The 24,656-nt window shown below is 44.5% G+C and carries 24 protein-coding genes; all 24 read right to left on the bottom strand.

All coding sequences use genetic code 11. The features are described 5' to 3' along the window. Positions 1-12 precede the first annotated feature (12 nt). Entirely contained in the window at positions 13-783 is a 771-nt protein-coding gene (gene fliH, locus JWV37_RS01395) for a flagellar assembly protein FliH (RefSeq protein WP_275898325.1), read from the bottom strand. Continuing rightward, the gene (gene fliG, locus JWV37_RS01390; protein WP_205457863.1) at positions 783-1,811 is read right to left on the bottom strand and encodes a flagellar motor switch protein FliG; all 1,029 of its coding nucleotides are present in this window, start codon (positions 1,809-1,811) and stop codon (positions 783-785) included. The genes fliH and fliG overlap by 1 nt, the downstream gene beginning before the upstream one ends. Next, positions 1,812-3,521, bottom strand: coding sequence for a flagellar basal-body MS-ring/collar protein FliF (gene fliF / locus JWV37_RS01385; RefSeq protein WP_205457862.1), 1,710 nt, complete (start codon positions 3,519-3,521; stop codon positions 1,812-1,814). A 12-nt stretch (positions 3,522-3,533) separates the two neighbouring features. Continuing rightward, positions 3,534-4,637 (bottom strand): histidinol-phosphate transaminase, encoded by a 1,104-nt coding sequence (gene hisC / locus JWV37_RS01380; protein WP_205457861.1) that lies wholly within the window; start codon positions 4,635-4,637, stop codon positions 3,534-3,536. 1 nt (position 4,638) lies between these two features. After that, entirely contained in the window at positions 4,639-5,709 is a 1,071-nt protein-coding gene (pheA, locus tag JWV37_RS01375) for a prephenate dehydratase (protein ID WP_205457860.1), read from the bottom strand. Next, positions 5,706-6,479, bottom strand: coding sequence for an HAD-IIA family hydrolase (locus JWV37_RS01370; protein WP_205457859.1), 774 nt, complete (start codon positions 6,477-6,479; stop codon positions 5,706-5,708). The genes pheA and JWV37_RS01370 overlap by 4 nt, the downstream gene beginning before the upstream one ends. Continuing rightward, entirely contained in the window at positions 6,470-7,669 is a 1,200-nt protein-coding gene (lysA, locus tag JWV37_RS01365; RefSeq protein WP_205457858.1) for a diaminopimelate decarboxylase, read from the bottom strand. The genes JWV37_RS01370 and lysA overlap by 10 nt, the downstream gene beginning before the upstream one ends. A 112-nt stretch (positions 7,670-7,781) precedes the next feature. Next, a complete protein-coding gene (locus tag JWV37_RS01360) occupies positions 7,782-8,846 on the bottom strand; it encodes an LptF/LptG family permease (RefSeq protein WP_205457857.1) in 1,065 nt (354 codons plus the stop codon). After that, a complete protein-coding gene (gene pth, locus JWV37_RS01355; RefSeq protein WP_205457856.1) occupies positions 8,843-9,406 on the bottom strand; it encodes an aminoacyl-tRNA hydrolase in 564 nt (187 codons plus the stop codon). Before pth ends, JWV37_RS01360 begins: the two co-directional genes overlap by 4 nt. 9 nt (positions 9,407-9,415) lie before the next feature. Next, on the bottom strand, positions 9,416-9,952 hold the full coding sequence (locus tag JWV37_RS01350) for a 50S ribosomal protein L25/general stress protein Ctc (RefSeq protein ID WP_205457855.1): 537 nt from the start codon (positions 9,950-9,952) through the stop codon (positions 9,416-9,418). Positions 9,953-10,012: 60 nt separating this feature from the next. Next, positions 10,013-11,203, bottom strand: a complete 1,191-nt coding sequence (locus JWV37_RS01345) for a type IV pilus twitching motility protein PilT (protein WP_205457854.1) — start codon at positions 11,201-11,203, stop codon at positions 10,013-10,015. 9 nt (positions 11,204-11,212) lie between these two features. Next, a complete protein-coding gene (locus tag JWV37_RS01340; RefSeq protein ID WP_205457853.1) occupies positions 11,213-12,199 on the bottom strand; it encodes a transaldolase in 987 nt (328 codons plus the stop codon). Positions 12,200-12,207: 8 nt separating this feature from the next. Further along, complete coding sequence (gene serB, locus JWV37_RS01335; protein ID WP_205457852.1) at positions 12,208-12,831, bottom strand: phosphoserine phosphatase SerB; 624 nt, start codon at positions 12,829-12,831, stop codon at positions 12,208-12,210. A gap of 65 nt (positions 12,832-12,896) precedes the next feature. Next, positions 12,897-13,394: a chemotaxis protein CheW gene (locus JWV37_RS01330; protein ID WP_205457851.1), complete on the bottom strand. Its 498-nt coding sequence runs from the start codon at positions 13,392-13,394 to the stop codon at positions 12,897-12,899. Positions 13,395-13,398: 4 nt separating this feature from the next. Continuing rightward, a complete protein-coding gene (locus JWV37_RS01325) occupies positions 13,399-15,708 on the bottom strand; it encodes a hybrid sensor histidine kinase/response regulator (RefSeq protein WP_205457850.1) in 2,310 nt (769 codons plus the stop codon). A gap of 11 nt (positions 15,709-15,719) precedes the next feature. Beyond that, positions 15,720-16,670: a chemotaxis protein gene (locus tag JWV37_RS01320; RefSeq protein ID WP_205457849.1), complete on the bottom strand. Its 951-nt coding sequence runs from the start codon at positions 16,668-16,670 to the stop codon at positions 15,720-15,722. Further along, positions 16,663-17,409 carry a UDP-2,3-diacylglucosamine diphosphatase gene (locus tag JWV37_RS01315; RefSeq protein ID WP_205457848.1) on the bottom strand — a complete coding sequence of 249 codons (747 nt, stop codon included), beginning with the start codon at positions 17,407-17,409 and terminating at the stop codon, positions 16,663-16,665. The genes JWV37_RS01320 and JWV37_RS01315 overlap by 8 nt, the downstream gene beginning before the upstream one ends. Then, on the bottom strand, positions 17,399-18,415 hold the full coding sequence (gene argC, locus JWV37_RS01310) for an N-acetyl-gamma-glutamyl-phosphate reductase (protein WP_205457847.1): 1,017 nt from the start codon (positions 18,413-18,415) through the stop codon (positions 17,399-17,401). Before argC ends, JWV37_RS01315 begins: the two co-directional genes overlap by 11 nt. 10 nt (positions 18,416-18,425) lie before the next feature. After that, a complete protein-coding gene (greA, locus tag JWV37_RS01305; RefSeq protein ID WP_205457846.1) occupies positions 18,426-18,911 on the bottom strand; it encodes a transcription elongation factor GreA in 486 nt (161 codons plus the stop codon). 29 nt (positions 18,912-18,940) lie between these two features. Beyond that, on the bottom strand, positions 18,941-19,969 hold the full coding sequence (gene lpxB, locus JWV37_RS01300; RefSeq protein ID WP_205457845.1) for a lipid-A-disaccharide synthase: 1,029 nt from the start codon (positions 19,967-19,969) through the stop codon (positions 18,941-18,943). A 141-nt stretch (positions 19,970-20,110) separates the two neighbouring features. After that, positions 20,111-21,493, bottom strand: coding sequence for an NAD-dependent succinate-semialdehyde dehydrogenase (locus JWV37_RS01295; RefSeq protein WP_205457844.1), 1,383 nt, complete (start codon positions 21,491-21,493; stop codon positions 20,111-20,113). After that, on the bottom strand, positions 21,490-22,770 hold the full coding sequence (gene doeA, locus JWV37_RS01290) for an ectoine hydrolase (protein WP_205457843.1): 1,281 nt from the start codon (positions 22,768-22,770) through the stop codon (positions 21,490-21,492). Before doeA ends, JWV37_RS01295 begins: the two co-directional genes overlap by 4 nt. Beyond that, entirely contained in the window at positions 22,767-24,053 is a 1,287-nt protein-coding gene (locus JWV37_RS01285) for an aspartate aminotransferase family protein (RefSeq protein WP_205457842.1), read from the bottom strand. Before JWV37_RS01285 ends, doeA begins: the two co-directional genes overlap by 4 nt. 161 nt (positions 24,054-24,214) lie before the next feature. Further along, positions 24,215-24,655, bottom strand: a complete 441-nt coding sequence (locus JWV37_RS01280; RefSeq protein WP_205457841.1) for a universal stress protein — start codon at positions 24,653-24,655, stop codon at positions 24,215-24,217. Between the last annotated feature and the right edge of the window lies 1 nt (position 24,656).

Genomic DNA, 24,656 nt, shown 5'->3' with positions numbered 1-24,656 from the left:
TTATCCTTATTGCTACTCTTTCATCATTTGTTTTATTTTTTCCAAACGTGTTGAAATCGTCCCATCAATATTGCCCACATCGCTTAGGATAATCACGCCGCCTTCCGTAATTGCATCATCGACCCCTACTTGAATATGCTCAAATTTTTCATGTGCCTCTTTGACCCCTTCATAGTTTTTTGGATTCACCCGTATTTCAAGCTTTGTTGCATCTTGAAGCTCTCGCATAAGCGCAGTCGAAAGAGCAATGGAAACGGCAGTTGAGTGGTGAGAAATTTCTTTTTTGACCACCTCCTTAGCCACATCAATCGCAGCTTCTGAAAGCTCTGCCTCGCTTTTTTCCAAAAAAACTTTAAAGCGCTGGTGCTCTTCTTCTAAAAGATGTAAAGAGCGTGAAAAATGTCCCTGAAGAGCCTTTAATGCCTCGCGCTGCTCTTCTTGCGCCTTAACATAGCCCTGGGAAGCGCCCTCTTCTTTGGCACGGTGAATCTCATCGTGAAGGCGTTTTTCAAACTCTTTTTCTTGATTTTCTATTTGGATTTGGAGCTTAATAATATTTGTAGAAAGTTCATCTGTTTTCTTAAGAAGCTCTTCCACAAACGCTGATTCAAGGGGCTTGGTTGGTTCGGGTGCTGGAGACTCTTTTTTGGGTTCCTCTTCTTTTTTTTCTTCCAAAGGCTCTGGTTTTTGCTTTGGCTCAAACGTTGTGCCCAAAACCTTAAAGCGGTAAGGCTCCACATTGTGATCGTGCATATTTTTTGAAGAAATAACCGTGCGTATCATTATTCAACCATCTCTTCGGTCTCACCTACTTGCAAGATACCTTGTTCGGCTAGTTTTTGCACCTCATCCACAACACGACGCTGGGCCTCTTCCACATCTTTTACACGCACTGCCCCTAAAAATTGCATCTCTTCCAAAAAAGCTTCCGAGGCACGCTGGGACATGTTTTCCATAAATTTATTGCGCAACTCTTCTGCAGCTCCCTTGAGCCCAACCATTAAGTCTTTTTTATCGGCAACCTTTAGTATTTCGCGAATAGCGCTATTGTCAAGCTTCATGATGTCCTCAAAGGTAAACATCATCTCTTTAATAATAGTAGCAAGTTTTTCATCGGTTTGCTCAATATAGCTAATTGTTGCTTTAGAGGCTTTTTGACCCAATCTATTGAGAATTTCCGCCACCGCTCGAGGTCCACCCACCTCAACCTTGTAAGACGTAAGAGACTCAAGCTTGCTCTCCAAAACAGCAGAAACGCGCTTGATAACTGAAGGGGAAATATCGCCCAAATTTGCCATACGGATTGTCACTTCGCTGCGCAACTCATCTGGGAAAAAGGAGATAGTTTCTGCCGCACTCGTAGGGTCCATGTGTGCCATAATCAATGCGATTGTTTGAGGGTGCTCGTTAATGATAAAATCCGCCAACTGCTGGGGCTTAATTTGAGAAAGATACCCAAAACTTTGGGTGTTTTCCATGGATTTTGCCAATTTATCTAAAATCTTTTGAGCCACTTCTGGTCCAAACGTTCGGTATAAGATCTCTTTGGCATACTCCATACCCCCACTGCGAATGAACTGGTTTGATTGCAAAATAGCATAAAACTCTTCAAGTACCGCCCCTGCCACTTGTCGGTCAATGTTCTTTACTGTGGCAATATAACGGGAAATATCTGTTACAATATCTACGTCCATATGTGAAAACAGTGTCGTTGCTGTATCTTCCCCTAGCTGAATCATTAAAATAGCCACTTTTTCAGGCATGGTTAGTTCATTGTAAATGGTTTGCTGTTGGTCAGTTAATTTAATCATCTACCCATCCTTCCCTTGCGGCCCATATTCTGTTTCACTTTTAATCATACCTTGAAGCAAGGCGGCAACATCTTCACCGCGGTCATTTACCATTGTTTTTAATTTTTCCAAAAGTACATCATAACGCAACTCTTCTTCATTAAAATCATCCCCGATACCAAGCTGTTCTTCTACTTTTTTACGTGCTTGTCTAAATTTTTCCAAAGTGTCTTCAGCGCTTTCATCCTCATCCACTTCTTCCAGTGCCCTAGAAAGTTCAGCCGTATCATCCTTGGCTTCAATCATTCTTTCACTAAAAGGAAGGATGACTTTTTTGTAAAAGACAAAGAGCAAAATTCCAACAAGCAAATACTTCAAAAGAGGAATAAGTGGCTCAAGGTAGTAATGGGCCATACTCACAAAAGTTTTAGTAGGAGCGACCCTGCCATCAGGCTGAAGCGGCTTGAATTCAAAGTTACTTACTGTAACTTCATCCCCCCTTGCCTCTTGAAACCCAATGGTTTGGCGCACAATCGCTTCAATGCTTCTTAATTGCTCAGGAGTGAGAGCTACAAACTCTAGCTTTCTTGGCCCGTCTTCTCCTGTTTGGAATTCATACTTTCCATCTACCACAACAGCTGCGCTCACTCGGTTAATTGTCGCGAACTGCCCCTTAATATTAGTAACGCGTTTTGAAATTTCATAATTTGTTGTGGCGGAACTTTTGCTCTGTTTTTCCACAACCTGATCGCTTTCTAGTCCTTCGACGGGGCCTATATTGCTCACAGCTCCTGGAACACCACCCACTTGTGCAGGACGTCTTCCTTCTCTGTTTTCTTCAACAAACTGCTCACTGCGCGGAACAGATTCAGGGTCATACTCTTCGCTCATGCTCTCTTTTCTAGCAAAATCAAAGTCAATGTTAACCTTTGCCACAACCTTATCAACACCCCCAATAACAGGTGCCAAAACATTCGTAATCTTGCGTTCATAGGCTGCTTCAAAATCCCGTTTGTATTTGATTTGGTTTTGAATTAAATCATTTTCATAAAGCCCCTCATCATCTCCTAAAGGAACACCATCTTGATTAACTATTTTGACATTCTCCGCACTCATGCGTACCACTGAAGCTGCTACAAGATTTTTTATACCTGTAATTTGGTTGGGCGACAAGCGCATAGAAGGGCGAAGTTCCAAAACCACCGACGCCGTAGGAGGAGCTTGTCTTTCGGTAAAAACACTCTCTTTTGGAATAGCAATATGAACGCTTGCCTTTGCGATAGGCTGGAGATTTTCAATGGTGCGTGAAAGCTCCCCTTCAAGGGCACGCAAATATTTAATTTGCTGTTCAAAATCAGTAGCACCAAATTCGTTTTTATCAAAAATTTCAAAACCCACTTTGCTGTTTTTTGGGATTCCTAAAGCAGCGATTGCGATGCGCTCTTTATAGACCACATCCGAAGGAACAAGTACCGTTCCTTCGTTATGAATCTGATAAGGAATTTTGCGCAGTTCCAATTGCTGAATAATCAAAGCTGAGTCTTCAGCAGAAGTATTCTCAAACAATACGCTATACCCCGCGTACCCTGAAGATTTACCACCCTTATAAAAACTCAAAAAAACCAAAAAACCGATCACGACAGCAATGGAAACCGCTGCAACAATGCGTTGCCGCAAGGAAAGGGTTTGAAACAATGAGCCAATCTGGTGGAGCAGTACCTTAACGTCCATTAAACTCCCATCTTAACAGTATACGCGTTTAAAATTTTCAAAAAATCGGCTGTTTTGCTCGGGCGTGCCGATAGTCACTCGCACGGCATTCATCCCATAAGCAGAGAGGTCACGAATAATTATACCTTTTTCAAGTAGGGATTGGGCAATTTTTGAGGCAATTTTTCCCTCTGGGAACTCTAGCGTAATAAAATTAGTATAGCTCTCAATAAAATCAAATCCGAGTGCCCTTGCTTCTGCTTCATACCGCTTCATTTCAGAAAAATTCTCCTCCATGCATCGCGCAACAAACCCTTCGTCTTTGAGTGCCTCGATACCTGCTTTTAAACTCAACGTCGTGATGTTAAAGGGAGGGCGCAATTTATGCAATGTATGGATTAAGCCTGCTTCACCAATCCCGTAACCGCATCGCATACCGCCCAAACCATAGGCTTTTGAAAAGGTGCCAAGATAAAGCACATTGGGAAATTCCTCAATTAACGCCCTAGGATCAAGGGCTTTGGTTTGGTCTTTATAACTAGCATATTCCTGGTAGGCACCATCCACGACCACCAAAATATTGGGGTCGACTTCCCTCAAAAAGAGTTTCACTTCATCAGCATCAAGCGCTTCACCCAACGGATTATTGGGGAGGCATAAAAAAAGCACGCCGATAGCACCCTTGTGGGTGGCAAGCATTTGTTTAAAATCCTCCAAATTATGCATTTTTGAAGGTGTTTTTAGAATGGTTGCCCCCGTTTGTTTGCCATAAATTTCATACATGGCAAAGGTTACTCCTGCCATCAAAATTGCTTGATTGGGGTTTGCCTTGGCGTGCAAAGCAAACCCGATAACCTGATCACTCCCTGCGCCAATAATTACGTTTTCTTTTTTTACACCAAAACGTGATGCTAGCCCATCTTTGAGTTCGTACATGCTATCATCCGGATACAAATGGGCACGTGTACTTTCCTGTTGCATTGCAGCCAACACGCCAAGACTACACCCTCGTGGATTTTCGTTGCTTGCAAGTTTGATTACATCTTGAGGTGCAATCCCATAATCTCGCACAACAAGCTCAATGGGTTTGCCTGCTTCGTAGTTCTTTAGACCGTCCAATACGGGGTTAAACGTCATGTTATTCTCCTGCAACATAGCTTCCTAGCCATTTGATTTGGTGTTTGTTTTTATTTTGTTCTAATACGTTTTGAACATTCTCATCGTCAATATGTCCTTCGAAGTCCAAGTAAAACACTGTTTTAAAACCACGCTCTTTAGCTGGTCTGGATTCTATTTTCGTGAGGTTGACTTTGTTGTCTTGAAAAGATTGTAAAAACTCCACCAAGCCACCAGGCTTGTCATCTGTTTTGGCTAGAATTGACGTTTTGTTGTGTTCACCTGGTTTGTTTTTAAAATCACTCAAAATCAAAAAACGGGTTTTGTTGGCAAGGTTGTCTTCTATCTTGCCAAACAAAATAGGCACATTGTAAAGTTTTGCGGCAATATGTGAACAAATAGCGGCAGATTTTGGCTCTTTGCTCGCCTTTTGGGCTGCTTCTGCGGTGGATTTGGTGGGTATGAACTCTACATCCAAAAGCTGATGCTCCTCTAAAAACTTACGGCACTGGTTATACCCTTGCGGGTGTGAATAGATGCGCTTAATATGCTCCAAATCTTCAGACAAGGTTGCAAAAGAGTGGTGGATGTCCATGTAGATTTCTGAAACAATTTTAATCTCATCGTAATTACCCAAACAATCTAGCGTTTCGCCCACTGCCCCTTCGGTATTGTTTTCTATCGGTACAACACCGTATTTGGCTTCTTTATTGGCTAGCACGCGAAACACAGCCTCAACACAATTAAGAGAAAGGTAATTCCCCATGGCGCCAAAACGGCTTTGGGCTACTTGGTGAGTATAGCTTCCTTTGGGGCCCAAAAAAGCTACTTTTTCTGGCATTTCAAGGTTGCGACTCACCGCAAAAATCTCAAAAAAAACAGCTTCGATGGCGGCATCATTTAAATCACCATTGTTTATTTTTTTGAGGCGGTCCAAAATCTCCCGCTCGCGCTCTGGTCGGTAGATGGAAGTACCGCTGGTTTGCTTTAATAGACCAATAGCTTTAACAGATTTCATACGCTCATTGAGCAAGGCAATGATTTGGTCATCAATGGCATCAATGGCATTGCGGTACATTTCAATTTGGTTCACACTATCTCCTCCAAAACATCTAACAGTGTTGGGTGCACCGCGTCAATATCTCCTCTGATGGGAGCAATTTCTTCACTACTTTGACATTTTCCACTCAACACAAGTGTTGTGTGCATTCCTAGAGCTTTAGCACCTAGCAAGTCACCCTTAGCATCGTCACTAACAATACGAATATTTTTCCACGAGAGGGTTTTATCTTGCGTTTTTAAACAAGCAAGCGCAGCTTCATAAAAAGCAGGGCTTGGCTTGCCAACCACCGTGGCCTCACGGCTTGTGGCATAGGAGAGCATCGCTAGGATTGCCCCTACGCCGGGGTATTTACGTCCATTTTTTGCGTAGACGCTCGTTCCGTGCATCCCTACAATCCGAACCCCGCTCAAAGCAGCTTCAATCATAGTAGCAAACACAGGCGCATCGAAGGCTGTATCGCTAGCAATGAGCATGGCTTTGGGTGCTTTAGGCTGAGTGTTGTAGCCTTTACATGTAAGCACTTTCTCAAAGGGCTGAGGCCCAAAAACCAAAACTTCTTTTGTGCCAATGACGCTATCAAGCACCATAAAAGGATCCAAGTAATGCTTTACATGTAAACCTTTTTGATGCAAGAGGGTTAAAAAATCTTCACTCTTTTCTTTGGTGTTGTTTGTAATCACACAATAAGGAGTTTTTGAAGCGTTTAAGTGCTCAATAAAAGCGTGTGCTCCAGGCAATGGAGATTTATCTGCATCGCTTAGCAAGGTGCCTTGCACATCCACCAAGTACCCTACAGGCATGCTTCTTCCAGGGCAATCATCGTTTCAAAATCTTCTCGTACTCGAATCAGTCGGCTTTGTCCTGCTTCAACTGCCACTTCTGCTGCACGTCCTCTGGTATTGTAGTTACTGCTCATAGTAAACCCATAGGCCCCTGCACTGTGAATCACCAACACATCATTATGTTGGGTTAAAGGGAGCATAATATTTTTCGCAAAAAAATCGCCGCTTTCACACACAGGACCAACGATGTCTGCAGGCGTTTCCTCTCCTTTTCCATCAAGCAACTCTACATGGTGGTATGCTTGATAAAGACTGGGGCGAATTAAGTCGTTCATGGCACCATCCACTACTACAAAGCGCTTCCCTGCGTTTGTCTTTTCGTACAACACACGGGTTAAAAAATAGCCGCAATTTCCTACCAAAAAGCGCCCAGGTTCACACACCAAGGTGACATCAAGGCCCTTAAGTGTATTTAAAATAACCTGCGCGTAGTTGTAGGGATTGATGGTCTCTTCTTCACTGTATTTAATTCCAAGTCCGCCACCTACATCAAAAAATTTCAACTCAATATCAAGGGCTTTGAGGTTGCGCACCAAGTCTGAAACCACCTTGGCGGCTTCGTAAAAAGGTTCCAATTCTGTAATTTGACTGCCAATATGAAAATGAATGCCCACGGGATCTAGCGCGGCAGAGTGTTTTGCGTGAATATAAAGCCGCTTGGCCGTATCGAGGTCTACGCCAAACTTGTTTTCATGGAGGCCCGTGGAGATGTAAGGGTGGGTCTTGGGGTCAATGTTGGGATTTACACGAATACTAATGCGCGCCACTTCGCCAAGAGACGTAGCAATGGTTTCGACGCGATACATCTCTGCTTCGCTTTCAAGATTAAGCATTAAAATACCGCATTCAAGGGCCTCTTTAATCTCTTCGTCTCTTTTTCCAACTCCGCTAAAAATAATTTTATAAGGAGGCACACCTGCTTTTAAGGCGCGCTTTACTTCGCCGATTGACACGCAATCGCACCCTGAGCCAAGCTGGGCTAGATGGCGAATGACTGATAGATTGGAGTTGGCTTTTACGGCATAGCAGATAAGAGATTTGCGGGCTTTAAAGGCATTCTTAAGTGCTTCATACTGGGAAGTAATCCCATCAAAATCGTAAACATAAAGGGGGGTTTTGTACTGTTGCGCTAACGCCTCAAACTGCATGAATTTCCTTGTTTGGGTAGGTCAAGCTCTCATTTTACTAAAAGTAGGCTAAAACTAAGTTAACAACGCTTTGCATGCCTTTTTTAAAAGGCATCTCAACACTCTTTGTGATTTAGCGGTGTTGATAAAACAGGGATAAAGCAATACCAGCCATAACTGCGATAGGAAGAGCAATACCAAGTTCAGGCAAAATCACCCCTGTGGTAGAAAATTTACTCAACACAAACAAAAGTCCCCAAGTGCTCAATGTGGCAATCACAAACATAAAGCTCAACAATGCCAAGTTAAAAAAGCGCGCAGAAGCGGGCAAAAAGAAGTATAAAATAACCACCATAAGAGGCGCAAACAGCGGAAAAAGAACCATAGTATAAAGGGATGTTTTAACACCCTTTGTATCAATGCCTTGGGCAGAAAAAAAATGCAAAGCATCCAAGGCGTCAACAATGGTTAGCGCAATGCCGCCTTGGTGGGCATTTTCAATAATTTTTGGCTTAAACCCCTGAAGTGCCTTTGCATGTGGCATCGTGGTGACATTAAGGCCTGGACTTTCCAAAGACTCTACAGTGGGTTTTTGGGTGAGCGTTACATCCTCAAGGTACCATTCATTACGCTGAAAAACACCTCGCTTTGCCTCCATGACACTTTTTAACCGCGTCCCTTCCACATCAAATATTTTAATCCCTTGGGCCTCTTGCTTGATGGGGTCAAGGGTGGTAATATACACATAGCGGGTTTCGTATTTTAAAAATAAGTCTGATGAAATAGGAGCGATGTTGTGGTTTTTAAGCAAATGACTACGGTACTCATAGGCGTAGACAAAAGGGGTAAAATTAAGGCTAATATACACAGTTGTTAGTGCCATAGCGCACACAAATAGCGGTTTAAGAAGTTGTGTTTTGGAGATACCAGCAGCGTACATACAGATAAGTTCATTGGAGCGAATCATGGAAAATTTTGACACAATCATCCCAAAGACAATCGCCAAAGGCAAAGCATAATTAACCGCTGTTAAAGCATTTAAAGCCACATACAAAAGTTGGAGATTTGCCGAATCGGGGAGATCTTTCACATTGGTGATTAAATCTACTCCCGCGTAAAAAAACACCAATCCCACAAAAATGACAACGACATTTTTTAAATACACCATTCCTACGTAACGCTGGTAGAGTTTTGTCATGGTGCACATACTCCTTTTTTACATGTAAACGCTGCTGTGACTTCTTCTGGAGAACTTTTTTGAAGCGCAACCATTGCGGATGCACCATGACTAATCACTTGCTTAAGACAAGGGAGTTCTTCTGCCTTAAATCCTTGAAGAACATAGGAAACAACCGCACTTTTTTGGGCAGGCTTCCCAATGCCAAGACGCATTCTAAAATAGGCCGAACCAATGTGTTGGTCAATTGATTTTAATCCGTTATGCCCACCGTGTCCGCCTCCCGTTTTAAAGCGCACCACACCTAAATCAAGATCCAAATCATCATGAATAACTACTACCAAATCAGGTTTAAAATAATCACACACAGCCCGAACGCTTTCACCTGAAAGGTTCATGTAAGTATGAGGTTTTAAAAAAAGAGTTTGAGAGGATTTAAACAATTCGCCCTTAAACTGGGGCTTGGAAACAGAAGTAACGGCATGGTCACCAACAAGAGCGTCGATGACCATAAATCCGATATTGTGGCGTGTGTTTGCATACGTTTGTGTGGGATTACCGAGCCCCACAATCAAAGTCACAACTTAGCCTTATTTGGCTTTAATAACCCCAAGAACAGCAATGCGATCTGCGTCTAACATTTCGACAGTCTCAGGAGTTTCCATGTCGCGTACTAAAATTGTATCGCCCACATCAAGCCGGCTTACGTCTACTGGAAAAAATGCAGGAAGATTTTCTGCTTTGCAGCGTACGCTTAAGCGTTTTTTAGATTGTACTAAAACGCCTTTATTTTTTAAACCAATGGGGGTACCAACAGGCTTAACAGGAACCATGTACTTACCCACGACACCCTCTTGTGCAACTTTTAAATCAACGTGCACCAAACGGCTTGTAATGGGGTCTTTTTGGTACTCTACAATCACGACTTGCAATGTCTGTTCGCCCACTTTGACAGGGAACGCTAACGTCTCTTTTTTGCGAACGGTTTTAATAAACTCGTTCTCTTTGAACGCTGCATTGATATTGTTAAATCCCTTGCCATAAATATTGGCAATTAGATAACCATCTCGTCTAAGAGCTTTAGTGCTCTTTTTCTCGATACTCTCTCTAATGATACCTTCCAACATAGTGTTGATCCTTGTGAAAAAATAAGGGTTGGATTATACCAAGTTTCCCTTAAAGAAAAGCTAAAGTTTTAAACGCAGAATATCAGTATCTACTCGCTCTTGCGCGTAAAACTCTTCTCGTGTTGTATTCTCTTGCTCCAATTGAGCATCGTAAAATTCCAGTTTCATTTTCAAATCGCTAGATGAAGAGGCATTTAGTAGTGCTTCTTGAAAACTAATATGGCCTTGAGCATAGAGTTCTAGAAGAGCTTGGTCAAAGCTTTGGGATTTATAGGCTTCTTTTCCTTCTTTGATGGCATCCAAAATTTCGCCATCACGCCCTTCTAGGATCAATGCTTCTATGCGTGCATTTTTAACAAGTACTTCCACGGCCGCCATACGTCCACCTTTTTTTGTACGCACCAAGCGCTGCGAAACCACCCCTTGCAACACAGAAGAGAGAGACATTTTAATGCGATTTTGCTCGCTTCCTGGGAACATGCCTATAATGCGGTTGATGGTCTCCTTGGCATCCACTGTGTGGAGCGTTGAGAGCACAAGATGGCCTGTTTCTGCCGCATGAAGTGCGGTTTCGACGGTTTCAAGATCACGCATCTCCCCTACCAAAATTACATCGGGGTCTTCTCGCAATGCCGCACGCAAAGAGTCAGAAAAATTCAACGCATCTTGCCCGATGGCACGTTGATTAATAATACATTGATCATCTTTGTACACATACTCTACAGGGTCTTCAATGGTAATGATGTGTTTTTTACGCGTCTGGTTGATATAGTTAATCATAGAAGCTAATGTAGTTGTTTTTCCGCTTCCTGTAGGACCAGTTACCAACACTATACCGCGTGTTATACCACAAAACTTCTCGACGATTGAAGGAAGCTTTAAGGATTCAAAAGTAGGGAGCACTGAAGGGATAGTCCGAAAAACACCTGAAACACCGTCCACTTGAAAAAAAAGATTAACGCGAAAACGGTACTCTTCATTGAGTTTAAACGTAAAATCAATATTTTTCTGTGCTACAAGTTCTGGAAACCGTGAGCGCAGTAGCTCTTTGGCTAACACAAGCCCTTCTTGATGGCTTAATATCTCATCCGAAAAAGAGACTATCTCCCCATTGATTCTACCTCGCACGGTCGAACCTGTCTTTACATGTAAATCACTTCCGCCCAGTTCAATAAGTCTAGCAAGGTAATGCTTTAGTTTCTTGGTTTGCTCAAAGGTCAATTCACTAACGTTTACTTCTGCTAGGGCCATAGTGTCTCCTTATTGCAGGGCGTCTAATAGTTCGCGAAAGGCTTGATGAAAGGCTTCTAGTCCTTCGTTCATCAAGGACTCATACACTTCATCCATCACCACCCCGGCGTTAGAAATTTCCTGAAAATATGCGGTTATTTGCGCCTCATTTAATGGCTCTTGTGCCCCTTTGGCGCCTGAAGCCAAAAAGGACTGAAGGGTCTCAAGAGGAGCAGTGTTGATGGCATTAGGGAAAAGCAGGGCTCGCACATAATAATCTGATTGCACCCCTTCGCCCTTAACGCCTGTACTTGCAAACAAACAGCGCACATGAGAAAGTCCGCGCTCTTGAACCAGGCGGTAAACAGACATAGCATTAACTACCCCCACCTTAAAAGGTGCCATAGCGTGTTGCGCCAACACGCTATCCAACTTACGGTCAAAACGGCTTACAAAAACACTAATTACACCCTTTGGTGTCTCTTTAGTACATGCCTTGACGCCTGCTTCAAAAGCATCCAGACAACCTTTGGCTTGCGCAGGGGAAAACACCAAAGTGGCGTTAACATGAATCCCCTCGCCCATGAGTGCCTCCATGGCTTCAAAGCCAGCCTTGGTCGCAGGTACTTTTATCATCACATTAGGCATACCGATGGCATTAAAAAGACGCTTTCCTTCTTCGATGGTTCCTTTTGCATCATTACTTAAAAAAGGATCTACCTCAATACTAATAAAGCCATCGTCCCCAGCTTTATACTGAGGCAAAAGCACTTTAGCTGCTTGTTGAATGTCAGCAATGGCTAGGGCCTCGTAAATCTCCTTGGGTGTTTTTCCTTCTAGTGCTTTTTTGCTCTCTTGGTAGGCGGGAGAGGTTAAAAAAGAGCTTTTAAAGATAGAGGGGTTGCTGGTTGCGCCATTGATTCTTCCCCCTTTGATTAAATCCAAAAACCCATTCGCTAAAAACTCTTTTTCCACAAAATCGCACCACAATGAAAAACGTTCGTTTAGTAAATACATGCTCGTCCTTACAGATGATTCAAAATTTCATTGAGATCTTTATGATCCACAATAACATTGGCTGCTTGCTTCAAAATGGGTTTAGCACAAAAGGCGACACGGGTACCTGCATGGGCAAACATGGATCGGTCATTGGCGCCATCGCCCACTGCCATGGTTTCTTCTTTCTTTACATGCAAAAGAGCCTGAAGGGCTTGGAGCATTTCGCCTTTAGAGGTGTCAAACATCATTTCACCTCCCACTAAACCCGTAAGCTTGCCCTCTTTTACATGTAACGTATTTGAAAAATGCGCATCAAATCCTAACGCCTCTTTTGCTATGTTTGTAGCACTCTTAAAACCGCCACTAAACACAACCACTTTAATACCTCTAGCTTTTAGATCATCAATACATGCTTTAGTGTTGGGCATATAGGGCAAGGATGTACAAATTTCATTAACACGAGAAACGTCCAAACCTCGAAGAAGGCCCACGCGACGTGTAAGTGATTCAAAAAAATCCAACTCACCTTGCATTGCTTTTTCAGTAATAACACTCACCTCTTCACCAACACCCATCGCATTAGCAAAAAAGTCAATGGTTTCACCATCCATCAACGTGGAGTCAAAATCAAAAACACATAATTTTATCATGGTAGGTAATATTCCTTATTTCAAAGTACAAAAGAGGAGGGGCCGCTATTAAAAACGGCCCAGTATCAGAAGTCGCGTTTTAACAGTGCTTCCACGCGCAAGATGGTCAAAATGCTATCTTCGCGTTTGCCAATACCATAAATCATTCCTTTGTCGGCATGAAGGGTTTGGGGTGCTGGGTCGATGCGGTCTTGGCGGATGCGAATAGCCTCCGTTAAGCGGTCAATCACGAATCCTGCGATATTGTTTTCCCCTTTCATAACAATGTAGCGTGAATCTTCGCTTTGCTTGGTCGAATCAAGGTTAAATTTCTTACGCAAATCTATGAGTGGAATGACATTTCCTCGCAGGTTAAAGACCCCAAGAACATAATCAGGCACGCTGGGCACTCGCGTGTATTCTAGAGGCTTAATAATTTCTTGGATGTTTAGCATCGGAATGGCATACTCTTCATCACTAACAATAAACCCTACAAGCTGAATAACTTCCTCGCGGCTTTTGGCTTCGGGGTCTGTCACTTGTTTTTGCTGTTTTTGCAATATTTTATTTAATTTATCATTCATCGTGCTACTCCGATAGTTTGATATTTTTACGCACCACACTCTCTAGGTATTCTGGAGAGTAGGGTTTAGTAATATACTCGGTCATGCCCACTTCAACGCCGCGCAACCGGTCAGATTTTGAGGTACGCGAAGTTACAGCAATTAGAGGTAGGTTTTTATACTTAGAGTATTTACGAATCTCTCCTGCTAAGGTATAACCGTCCATGCGAGGCATTTCAATGTCAATAAGCACCGCATCAATACTATGCTCACCTGATTTGATGATATTAAGCGCATCAAGGCCATTAGCAGCCTCAATCGGCGTAATACCAATAGGCTCCATGGATTTCATCATGATATTGCGATCCATCTTACTGTCATCTACCACAAGTACTTTGTAGTCACTTGGTTTACTCTTATGGGCCAAGCTCTCTTTGGCTGCTGCGCGAATGTCAACCTTAATGCCCTTAGCCATCTCCATCAACGCCGCCACATCCACAATCAGTGTCACGCGACCATCCCCTCGAATGGTTGCCCCTGCAATCCCTTCGATGCCCTGTAAATAATCCCCCATAGACTTAATGACAATCTCTTCTTGGCCCACCAAAGTGTCGACAATAACGCCAAGTTTTGATTCAGCAAGACCAATGACCACCACATAGGTCATATCGCCGCCCTCAAATACTTGCTTCACGCCAAATACGTCCGAAAGGCGGACAAGAGAAAGCACCTCATCCCGTAAACGCAAGACGTTTTTGCCCTCAATGGTGTAAATATTATCAATAGGAACCCGCACGGTTTCAAGCACTGAGGCCAAAGGAATCGCGTAATATTCTTCTTGAGCACCCACTAGCAACGCCTGAATGATCGCGAGCGTAAGGGGGATTTTAAGCTTCATTACCGTGCCACGCCCTATTTCACTGTCAATATCAATAATGCCATTAAGTTTTTCAATATTGGTGCGCACCACATCCATGCCTACACCACGACCCGAAACGTTGGTGACTTGCTTGGCCATGGAAAAGCCTGGTTTAAAGATGAGTGCAAAAGCTTCTTTATCGCTCATGCTATCAGCTTCACGCTCAGTAATAATGCCTTTTTCAATCGCCTTGGAGCGTAAAATGTCAGGGTCTAACCCCTTGCCATCGTCAGTAATTTCAATGACAATATGGTTACCTTCATTATAAGCTTTTAGCTCAATAAGTCCCTTTTCTGGTTTGCCCATTTTGGCGCGCGTGGCCGCATCTTCGATGCCATGATCACATGAATTGCGAATCATATGCACTAGAGGATCACCAATCTCTTCTACGATAGATTTGTCTAGTTCGGTGTCTTCCCCTGTAATCTCAAGGTCCATCGATTTGCCAAGTTCACGAGAAAGGTCGCGCACCATGCGGGGAAATTTATTAAAGACTTTTGCAATAGGCAACATGCGTGTTTTCATGACCGCGATTTGCAAATCCGTTGTAACGATAGAAATCGCTGAAACCACTTGGTTAAGTTCTTCTAAAAATTGCTCACCCTCATAACGCTCTTCCACATCATCGTAAATCTTAATGAGACGGTTTTTACCAAGCACCAATTCCCCAATGAGATTCATCAAATCATCCAAGCGCTTCACTTCTACGCGAATAGTTTGCTCAACAGCGGTAGCACCTTTTTTGGCAGGAGCACTTCTCTCCTCAGAAGAACTCGCTCGCACAGGTTTTGCAACCACAGCTTCTTCTTCGGACTCTTTTTTTAAGCTCTCTTTGGGTGTTTCTTGTTTTTTTTGTGCACGACGCTGTCTGTCTTCTTCTTTACGAAGTTTAAGCAAACGCTCAATTTCTGCCTCTACTTCATCGTCATTTAGTGCAGACACATCTACCTCTTCTTCCGTCTCCTCAACCATTTGTGAGGAAGGAGCGGGATCAATGAAAGCCTCTCCTGCAGCTGGAATTTCATCGCCCTCAGAGACGGCAGTCAAACGTACGCAGATGTCATCGATGTCAATACCCACATCCACATCATTACCGTGATCTCGGATGCCATGCAACAGGGCTTTCATCATATCGATGGATTCTAGCACCACGTCCATGACTTCGGAAGTCAGTTTTAGTTCAGCACGGCGTGCTTTGTTTAGAACATCTTCCATGTGATGCGTCAACCGTGTCAGTACGTCAAAATTTAAAAAAGACGAAGATCCCTTGACGGTGTGCGCTACGCGAAAAATACGATTAAGCAGTTCTAAATCATCAGGCTTGGCCTCTAACTCCACCAAATCTTGGTCAATTTGCTCAATCAGCTCAAAGGCTTCGACCAAAAAATCTTCGAGAATTTCTTGAATATCTTCCATGATTCCCACCTCTACTCTGGAGCTTTAATATGTGCTTTGATGACTTTGGACACTTCTTTATAGAAGATCGCAGCATCAAATTTTGTCAAATAGGCTTCACCGCCCGCCTCTTTTCCGCGTAATTCACTAAAATGGTCACTGATTGAAGAGTTAAAGACAATGGGAATACTTGCAAACCGTGGGTCTTCTTTTAGATTGGCTGCAAAATGAAAGCCGTCCATTTTTGGCATTTCCACGTCGCTCACGATAATGCGTAATTCTTTTTTAAGGTCTGCGCCATAAGCTTCGTAGAGTTCTTCAATTTTCTTCATGCCATCGATACCATCTTTGGCTTCAATAACTTTAAGACCCATTTTATTGAGCGCATCGTGTACCAACTTGCGCGCTATGGTGCTGTCGTCCAAAATGAGTGCCGTTCCAACAACTTGCTCGATATGGAAATCGTTTTCATCTACTTTGGGTTTGTAAATGCCCAACTCTTCCACAACACTCTCAAGGTCCAAGATGAGCAACACTTCGTCATTTTCAATCCGCGTCACACCTGTAATCTGACTGCGGTCAAGGGCACCCACGCCCGTTGCAAAAGAGGCGGGCTCAATATCATCCCAACTGATACGCCGAATACGCTTAGCCTCATGAACAATAAATCCGATGAGAATATTGCTAAATTCTGCAATGATAATCCGAGGCTTGATATTCATCTGAGTGGGTTCTTGGATGTTCATCCATGTGGCAAGGTTTACCACGGGAATGACCACACCTCGCAAATCAAAAATTCCTTCAATATATTCAGGAACACCAGGAAGTTCAGTGAGGTTTGGGATTTTGATAATTTCCCGGACTTTGGCGACGTTTACACCATAAATCCCCTCATACACGCGGTCTTTATCCTGTTTAAAAATACGGAAATCGACCAATTCCATTTCATTCGAGCCCACCTTGAGCACGTTATCGTCAAACATTGTTGCCCCTTAAATACTGTTTGGCACAGTGTATGCTGTTGACGCATTGTACAACAAAATAACTTTGGTCACACGCAAAACTCGAAAAGTTAATATACCGCACCGATCCCACCTCAAACTGAGCGTCTTGATGAAAATGGCCCTCCATCACGCCCACAACCCCATTTAATGGATACAACTCTAAACGTCCACGCGTTTTTGCCTCAAATCCTTCGATACTTCTGCAAATATGTTTTTGGGCCAAGAAAGCCAAAAGATTCTTTGAGATACTGCGTGAAAACCCTATGTCTAGTTTTTCAAGCACCCATAGCACCCATGAAGAACGAATAAAGCGTGTATAAAAACGGTGTTTCCAATAGCCGTACTTGTCCCCATGCAACAAAAGCCATGTCCCCTGCGGAGTCTTTACATGTAAAGGTTGCTGCTCGATGGGAACCACCTTTACATGTAAAAACAAAACAGAGAGGTTGAAATCGTGGTTGCCTTCCAAGTAGTACACAGGAATACGCTGGGCTAGGGCCTCAAGGGCTTCAAGGGTCTGAGCGTGCAATTGACGCGTATAGGAGATGTTTCCCACGAGCAAATCAAACATATCGCCCATGAGAAACAGCTGCGTCGGAAGTGGGATTTCTCCCGACGCAACATTGGAGAGAAACTCTTTTAAGTAAGAGCGTTGGTCATTCTCATGCCCATCCGCAAGAAAAACAGCACCTTTTTCGAGGACAACGCTAGGGCACATAGCTCAACGTAGGAATACCCATGTATTCGTCCAGTCCACACATGATGTTGGCATTAACGACTGCCTGGGAAGAGGCGCCACGCAGCAGGTTGTCGATAGACGAAGAGAGAAACAACACGCTCTCTTTCTCTTTGGCAAAGATATCACAAAAATGACTACCTGCCGTCGCCTTAAGCGTTACGGGTTCTTTGCGAACACGCACAAAAGGTTCATTGGCATAAAACGCTTCAAGCACGGCAACGGGGTCGATGTTTTCTTTAAGCTGTACATAGGCGTTTACTAACATGCCGCGCGTTATTGGGATAAGCTGAGGAACGAAAAAAACCTGTTTTGGCTGGTTGTTACGCAAAAAGAGTTGCTCTTTTATCTCAGGTTCATGGCGGTGAGAAAAAGGATTGTACGCCATCATGTTTTCATTAATGTTGACAAATTGCGTCAGGGGGTTTGGTTTTTTCCCTGCTCCTGAAATCCCGCTTTTTGCATCAATAAAAACGGGTGCATCCGCGCGCATGTAAGGCAAAAATGGCACCAATGCCAAAAGCGACGCCGCAGGGTAACACCCAGGATTGGCCACAAGTTGCGCGGATTTAATCGCCTCACGGTGTAATTCTGGCAACCCGTACGCGGCTTTGGGGATGTTTTCTGGGTCCTCGTGGGGGCAATAGTGAGCCTCGTACACTTCTTGACTCAACCGATAATCCGCCGATAAATCCACCACTTTTACCCCGTGGACTAACAGCACTTTAGCAAAGCCCATAGACGCTTGATGTGGCAAGGCCAAAAAGGCCAAATCAGCAACTTTGGCAATCTGGCTTGCTTCACTTTTTTGGGCTTTTCCTTTGGCAACATTGAGCAAAGAGGGGTGCATTTTTACCACATCTTCGCCCCCTTCGCTGGTGCCCACATAGGTGATGTGAAACATGGGATGCACGGTTAAAATTTTTAAAAGCTCAAGCCCTGTGTACCCGCTAGCCCCAATGACCGCTACATTAATTTTCTCTGCCATGACTCCTCCTTTAAAACACGATTGGCACAAAACCAACGCTTAGCACTTCGTATTCTTGTTGACCCGAGGGCAAGGTCACTACCACCTCATCACCCTCTTTTTTCCCCATTAGCTGTTTGGCAAGGGGCGAACCTACTGAGATAAGTCCTTTTTCAAGGCTGCTCTCCGTAACCCCAACAATCGTGTAGGTCACTTCCTCTTCGGTGTTCAAGTTTTCAAGCGTAAAGGTTGAACCAAACCGAATGGAACTGTGCTCGTACTGGCTAGGATCCACAATCTTGGCACGGCTCAATAAATTACTCAACTCATGAATACGCGACTCAATAAAAGCTTGTTTTTCTTTGGCTGCATGGTACTCTGCATTTTCTTTTAAATCGCCGTGGCTACGGGCAATGTCAATCTCACGCACAATTTCTGGACGTTGAACTTGCTTTAAATCTTTGAGTTCTGCTTCAAGTTTTTCGTATCCGTACTGTGTCATTGGCTCTTGTTGCATGAGCGCTCCTTGTTAAAAGTAAACCCGCATTATACCTGAATCATCTTTGCAACATTTGAGGCGCTTCCTTGCCCTAACATAGTCCGAAGCCCTTGCGCGCGTTCAAAAAAAGCAGCGCCATCTGTCGCCGCATACGCTTCCAAAAGGGCAGCTTCACTCACCGCACCTTGGAGCAATTCTTGGTGCAATGGTGGCTCGTTCAAAAAGTGAAAAATCACATTGGCTAGGCCCACAAAAGGGAGCTTCACAAACCGCTTTGCAATCTGATAATCCAGCGCATTGGCCTTGTATGCTAGCACAAAAGGAGTTCCAATCAACGCCGCTTCTAGTGTCGCTGTTCCCGAACAGATAAAAGCAAAATCACTCGCATACAGCGCTTCGTGGGTATTAAAACACACGGTAAATCCGCTCGTGTCACCATAAAGCGCGGGGATATTTTCTGGAGCAATAAAAGAAGGAACAACCAATAAGGCTTTTTGACCCAGCTTTGCTGCTACCTTTTTAAACAACGGCATTAACCTTGCGATTTCTTTAGGCCTGCTTCCTGGCAAAAAGGCGATAACCCCTTTACATGTAAGGCTTTTTTTGACCTGTGAAATTTCATCTAGCAGCGGATGGCCCACATACGTAGCCTTAGCATACCACTGGGTTTCAAAAGGCAAGATAGCTGCTAGATTATCACAATACTTCTCTACTTTGGCCACTCGCTTTGCCTTCCATGCCCACACCTGAGGAAGAATATAGTAGGTGATTTTTGCCTTAGGGTTGCGCTCTTTGATGGCCTTAGCTAAAGGCAAATTAAACGCGGGCGAATCAATGAGCAGTACATGGTCTGCGGTTTCGCTCATGTGTGCTAATGCTTTAATCGACCGTTTGGCTTTAGCGATTTTTGGCACAACGTCCAAAAAACCCATCACCGAAAAGGCCGAAGAGGGAAGCAGAGGCGTCCCAAAAGCAGGGTCAAAAATACCTTCTAACTGAACATGTCCCAACTTTTCCAACACAGGCTTTAAATGCAAATTGGCCGAGGGCTCAAGAGCGCTAACAAGCAGTTTCATGGAGCACCCTCGTCGCAGTGGTTTTTTCTTGAAAATCCTTACATGTAAAAGGCTCGCGTAAAAAAGAAAGGGGTAACATAAAAATCCTTTGGCCAGTTTGTCGCATTATAACAAACTGGTCATAAAGAGCGCCCCCTAGCGCTAAGCTTTTTTGGGGCCTACCCACACTTGTTGGGCACTCACAAACATTTTAATGCCATGTGGTCCAAGCTCTCTCCCGTAGCCTGAACGCTTTACGCCCCCACTAGGCAGGCGTGGGTCGGTTTTGACAATCCCATTCACCGAAACTTGGCCCGCCTCGATTTCTCTAGCTATGGCTTCGCCTTTAGCGCCCTCTGTCCACACGCTCGCACCCAAGCCATAAGGGGTGTTATTGGCGATGCCTAGGGCATCTTTGGCGTCTTTAGCCTTCATCACCACCGCGATGGGGCCAAAGGTCTCTTCACAACTTGCCACCATTTCTGAGGTCACATCAACCAACAGCGTCACAGGGTAAAAATACCCTTTTTCCTCAGGGATTTCACCGCCAAGCAACAGCCTTGCACCCGCCTTTACAGACGCTTCCACTTGCCTGTGTAGTTCGTCGCGCAAATCTTCGCGTGCAATAGGGCCTATGTCCGTGCTCTCTTCTTTGGGATTACCCATTTTCAACTGAGCAAGCCGCGTTTTTAAGAGCTCAATCATCGGCTCATACACGGCTTCTTCTACGATAATCCGCTTGGCTGCGATGCACGATTGGCCCGCGTTGATGATGCGCGAAAGGCAAATCACATCCGCCGCTTCTTCAAGGTTTGCATCAGCCAACACGATACTAGGGTCTGACCCGCCTAGTTCTAGTACACACGGTTTAATTAAGGATGCAGCAAGGGCAGCAATCTTTGAGCCTGCCATATCTGAACCTGTAAAGGAAACTGCCTTGATAGCGTCGTGTTTAACCACAGGTTCAATCAAGCTTGAATTAATGGCTAGATTTTGAAATACACCCTCTGGAACACCTGCTTTAATAAACGCTTGCTCAATTACTTCGGCGCATTTTGGCACGTGCGAATCGTGCTTCATCACACACGTATTGCCCGCCATAAGTGCGGGGGCACAGAAGCGAAAGGCTAGCCAAAATGGCGCATTCCACGGCAACACCCCAAGAATTGTCCCCAAAGGCAGATACTGTACGTAGCTTTTTGTCGCATCTGATGCGATGTGTTCGGTTGCCAGATACGCCCCTGCATGTTCGGCGTAATGCTCGGCACACCACGCGGATTTCAACACCTCGCCTCTGGCTTCTTTGATGGGCTTGCCCATCTCTTCCACCATTGGCATGGCAAAATAGTCCACCTCATCGCGCAAAACTTTAGCGACTTTATTAAGGTAAACTGCTCGTTCTTCGTACGTGGTTTTTTTCCACACCGCGCGGTAGACTTCTTGTGCCTTGCCTAGTTTTTCATTGATTGTTTCTTCGCTCTCTAAGGGTTTTTCATAAATAATTTCTTCGGTATAAGGATTGCGTGCTGTTAGTGCTTGACTCATTTTGATCCTTTTTTATTGGCTTTTTTTGCTTCTCTTTTGCGCTCCTCTATCTCGCACGGTGGCTCGTCGCAGGGCAACACTTCTTTTTTTTCTGGAAGCACAACCTTGCCCTCTTCTTTCTTCACCACAAAATCCTCATCCAGCTCAAAAAAGGATTCGCATCCCGTTGCTGTAACACGAATGGTGTCTGAAATGCCGCACGTCTTATCCCCGTCCACTCCCCATGTCCACGGGATGATATGGAAGGTCATCCCCTCGCGCAATACCGTAGGGTTGCCATGGGCTAGGCTCAAAATATACCCCTCGTCCCAACTAGGAGGAAAGGCAATCCCTATGGAGTACCCCGAGCGGGTAATCAAAATCCCACGCTCTTCGTCCACGGTGATGATGTTGCGAATTAAATTATCCAAATCCGACACACTAATCCCTGGTCGAATCAAGGCTTTGGCGCTTTTAAGGGCCAATTTCATCCGCTCCTCCGCGTATGCCATGTTGTCGGTTAATTCGCCCAACACTACCGTGCGCATCATAGCCGTATGATACTGGCGATAACACCCACCCACTTCTAGAAATACGTGTTCGCCAGGCCGCACAATCCGCCCCTCCCATGTAGCATGGCCAATCATCGTTCTTGGACCTGAAGTTACGTAAGGCATCACCGCAGGAGGCTCACCGCCAGCTTTAAACATGGCCGAAGAGATTTCTGCTCCAATTTCATTTTCCGTCACGCCCGCTTTGGCTGCCGCGATTCCTGCGCGCATCCCCGCTTGGGTTGCCTTGGCAGAACGGCGCATCACTTCAATCTCATAGGAAGATTTGATAATCCTACCTTGTTCCACAATCCCAAAGCAATCACACAATTGGCCGCCTGTAAGGGTATGAAGCAAAGAGTCTTGTTGGTACGCAGGCAAAAAGTAACTGTTACGCTCATACCCAATGCGTTTTTTGGCCAAACCCATCTCCCTAAGGCTAGTAACTAGCATTTGAATGGCATCTTCTGTATCCGAGTATGAACGGGTAATCTCCACCCATGTACGCGCGATGACATTAGAGGCTTCAAGCTTACGCGTAACCATATAAGGCTCGCCCTCAAGTGGCACCACAAGGGCTTGGAAAAAAGAGTAGCCTGTGGTTTTGTATTCCGTAAGATAGTATAAATTTTCGGGGTCTGTGACAATTACCACGTCCAACAAGCGTTCCATCATGCGCCCACGCAACTCATCAACTCGACGCTTGTACTCCTCAAAAGGGAAAGTCATATCATCGCGTTCTCTCATTGGGCTACTCCTAGGATTTTATCACATGCCTCTTCAAAAATTTTCAATCCACGCTCCAGTTCTTCTTGGGGAATCGTAAGCGGGGGGATAAATTTTAACACCTCGCCTTTACCACTACACGCCCCAATGATTAGACCATTTTGAAAACATGCTGTCGCAATGGCTTTGACTGGCTCACCTACGCCAAAGTCCATACCCCAAATCATCCCTTTGCCTCGCAGTTGAAGTTCAGGATGTTTGGCCACCACGCGCAACAAGGTTTGCTGCATAAATACTCCCTTGGTTTTAACATCCTTTCCAAATACCTCGTCTTTAAAATACTCAATGCCCACTTTACCCGCTACAAACGAAATGCCTTGACCACGAAAGGTGCCCGTATGCTCACCCGGACTCCAGTGCTCATCCCACTCGGGCTTATTGAGCGTCATGGCCAGTGGTGTTCCAAACCCCCCGATGCCTTTAGCAAGCACTACGATGTCCGGGTCTAATTCCATGCCATCAAAACTAAAATAATTGCCCGTGCGGCCTGAGCCTACTTGAATGTCATCGATGATAAACAGTGCGCCCAAATCTTTGGCCAGTTGTTGCACACCATGGAGCCACTCGCGACTCGCCACACGCACACCGCCTTCGGCTTGAATGGTCTCTACCAAAAATGCCGCAGGAGCTTTTACGCCAGAAGCGGGGTCTTCAAAGGTAGCGCGCAATGCATTTAGCGACTCCATACCGCACCCCAAACTACATCCTTTACACGGGCTCTCACACCCAAAGGGCTGTCGAATCACATAATCCAAACTCACGCCCGCGGCGTTTCGAAAGTACTGGTTAGCTGTACATGTAAGGGCACCCAACGTCATGCCATGGAAACCTTTAGTGAACGCCACAATGTTCTCGCGCCCTGTAATGCGTCTGGCGAGTTTTAGTGAAGCTTCTACGGCATTGGTACCTGTTGGACCCGTAAATTGTAGTTTGTGGTTCATGCCACGGGGTTTTAGAATCGTCTCCACAAAGGTTTCAATAAAATCACGTTTCACGGATGTGTACATATCCAAACTGTGTGTTACACCATCTTTTTCAATAAAATCAATCACAGCACGCTTCATTGCTGCGTTGTTGTGACCAAAATTCAGCACTCCTGCTCCGGCAAAGAAATCGAGGTAGGATTTACCATTCTCGTCTTGCATCGTCGCGTTACTTGACGAGGCAAATACCGTGGGTACCGCACGACAATACGCTCTGATTTTTGATTCCCACTGCTCGAAAATCTCCATGTTGTTCGCCATCACTGACTCCTTGGATTAGAATTGGTTACAAGTTTGATTAGAACTTTACTCACCGGCTTAATCAGTCGGTGAGTAAAGTCGTAAAAAAACAGTGAAGGCATGTTTTTATTCTGACTAGTTCACCGCCAATACACCCAAGTATTTTGAAATCTTAATAGGCATTAGATAACCATGACGGGACATTTAGCAAGGCCCGCTACTTTATGAGAAACGCCACCAAGCAAATAGCCTGTTAAATCTCCTTGTCCTTGAGAACCAATAACAATCAAGTCCACCTCACTCTTTTTTGCAAAACTCAAAATCTGCTTAGCAATCTGACCGCCTCGCACAAAACCTCTAATTTTTGTAATGCCAAGCTCTTTGGCTACATTTTTTCCCTCTTCTACTATCTCTTTAGCATATGCACTGAGTGTTTCATCTAGGCTTTCTGTACGTTTAGAAACGCCCGCCATAGAAAAAGAGCGTTCCATTAGACTATGGTGACGAAAAACAGAAAGGATTAACATTTCACCATCGTATGTTTTGGCGATATTGCTAGCAACTTTAACGGCCTCAATGGATTTTTCTGAACCATCAATGGGAACTAGTATTTTTTGAAACATG

Source organism: Sulfurospirillum tamanense, from assembly GCF_016937535.1.
GTDB classification, from domain to species: domain Bacteria; phylum Campylobacterota; class Campylobacteria; order Campylobacterales; family Campylobacteraceae; genus Sulfurospirillum_B; species Sulfurospirillum_B tamanense.
The sequence above is the reverse complement of the archived record's forward strand: the minus strand, read 5'-3'. Positions and strand labels throughout refer to the sequence as shown.

Excerpts from the sequence above, each read along its gene's own strand:
- fliH (WP_275898325.1), bottom strand. The coding sequence starts at position 783 with ATGATACGCACGGTTATTTCTTCAAAAAATATGCACGATCACAATGTG.
- fliG (WP_205457863.1), bottom strand. The coding sequence starts at position 1,811 with ATGATTAAATTAACTGACCAACAGCAAACCATTTACAATGAACTAACC.
- fliF (WP_205457862.1), bottom strand. The coding sequence starts at position 3,521 with ATGGACGTTAAGGTACTGCTCCACCAGATTGGCTCATTGTTTCAAACC.
- hisC (WP_205457861.1), bottom strand. The coding sequence starts at position 4,637 with ATGACGTTTAACCCCGTATTGGACGGTCTAAAGAACTACGAAGCAGGC.
- JWV37_RS01370 (WP_205457859.1), bottom strand. The coding sequence starts at position 6,479 with ATGCCTGTAGGGTACTTGGTGGATGTGCAAGGCACCTTGCTAAGCGAT.
- lysA (WP_205457858.1), bottom strand. The coding sequence starts at position 7,669 with ATGCAGTTTGAGGCGTTAGCGCAACAGTACAAAACCCCCCTTTATGTT.
- JWV37_RS01360 (WP_205457857.1), bottom strand. The coding sequence starts at position 8,846 with ATGACAAAACTCTACCAGCGTTACGTAGGAATGGTGTATTTAAAAAAT.
- JWV37_RS01350 (WP_205457855.1), bottom strand. The coding sequence starts at position 9,952 with ATGTTGGAAGGTATCATTAGAGAGAGTATCGAGAAAAAGAGCACTAAA.
- JWV37_RS01345 (WP_205457854.1), bottom strand. The coding sequence starts at position 11,203 with ATGGCCCTAGCAGAAGTAAACGTTAGTGAATTGACCTTTGAGCAAACC.
- JWV37_RS01340 (WP_205457853.1), bottom strand. The coding sequence starts at position 12,199 with ATGTATTTACTAAACGAACGTTTTTCATTGTGGTGCGATTTTGTGGAA.
- serB (WP_205457852.1), bottom strand. The coding sequence starts at position 12,831 with ATGATAAAATTATGTGTTTTTGATTTTGACTCCACGTTGATGGATGGT.
- JWV37_RS01330 (WP_205457851.1), bottom strand. The coding sequence starts at position 13,394 with ATGAATGATAAATTAAATAAAATATTGCAAAAACAGCAAAAACAAGTG.
- JWV37_RS01325 (WP_205457850.1), bottom strand. The coding sequence starts at position 15,708 with ATGGAAGATATTCAAGAAATTCTCGAAGATTTTTTGGTCGAAGCCTTT.
- JWV37_RS01320 (WP_205457849.1), bottom strand. The coding sequence starts at position 16,670 with ATGTTTGACGATAACGTGCTCAAGGTGGGCTCGAATGAAATGGAATTG.
- JWV37_RS01315 (WP_205457848.1), bottom strand. The coding sequence starts at position 17,409 with ATGTGCCCTAGCGTTGTCCTCGAAAAAGGTGCTGTTTTTCTTGCGGAT.
- argC (WP_205457847.1), bottom strand. The coding sequence starts at position 18,415 with ATGGCAGAGAAAATTAATGTAGCGGTCATTGGGGCTAGCGGGTACACA.
- greA (WP_205457846.1), bottom strand. The coding sequence starts at position 18,911 with ATGCAACAAGAGCCAATGACACAGTACGGATACGAAAAACTTGAAGCA.
- lpxB (WP_205457845.1), bottom strand. The coding sequence starts at position 19,969 with ATGAAACTGCTTGTTAGCGCTCTTGAGCCCTCGGCCAATTTGCATTTA.
- JWV37_RS01295 (WP_205457844.1), bottom strand. The coding sequence starts at position 21,493 with ATGAGTCAAGCACTAACAGCACGCAATCCTTATACCGAAGAAATTATT.
- doeA (WP_205457843.1), bottom strand. The coding sequence starts at position 22,770 with ATGAGAGAACGCGATGATATGACTTTCCCTTTTGAGGAGTACAAGCGT.
- JWV37_RS01285 (WP_205457842.1), bottom strand. The coding sequence starts at position 24,053 with ATGGCGAACAACATGGAGATTTTCGAGCAGTGGGAATCAAAAATCAGA.
- JWV37_RS01280 (WP_205457841.1), bottom strand. The coding sequence starts at position 24,655 with ATGTTTCAAAAAATACTAGTTCCCATTGATGGTTCAGAAAAATCCATT.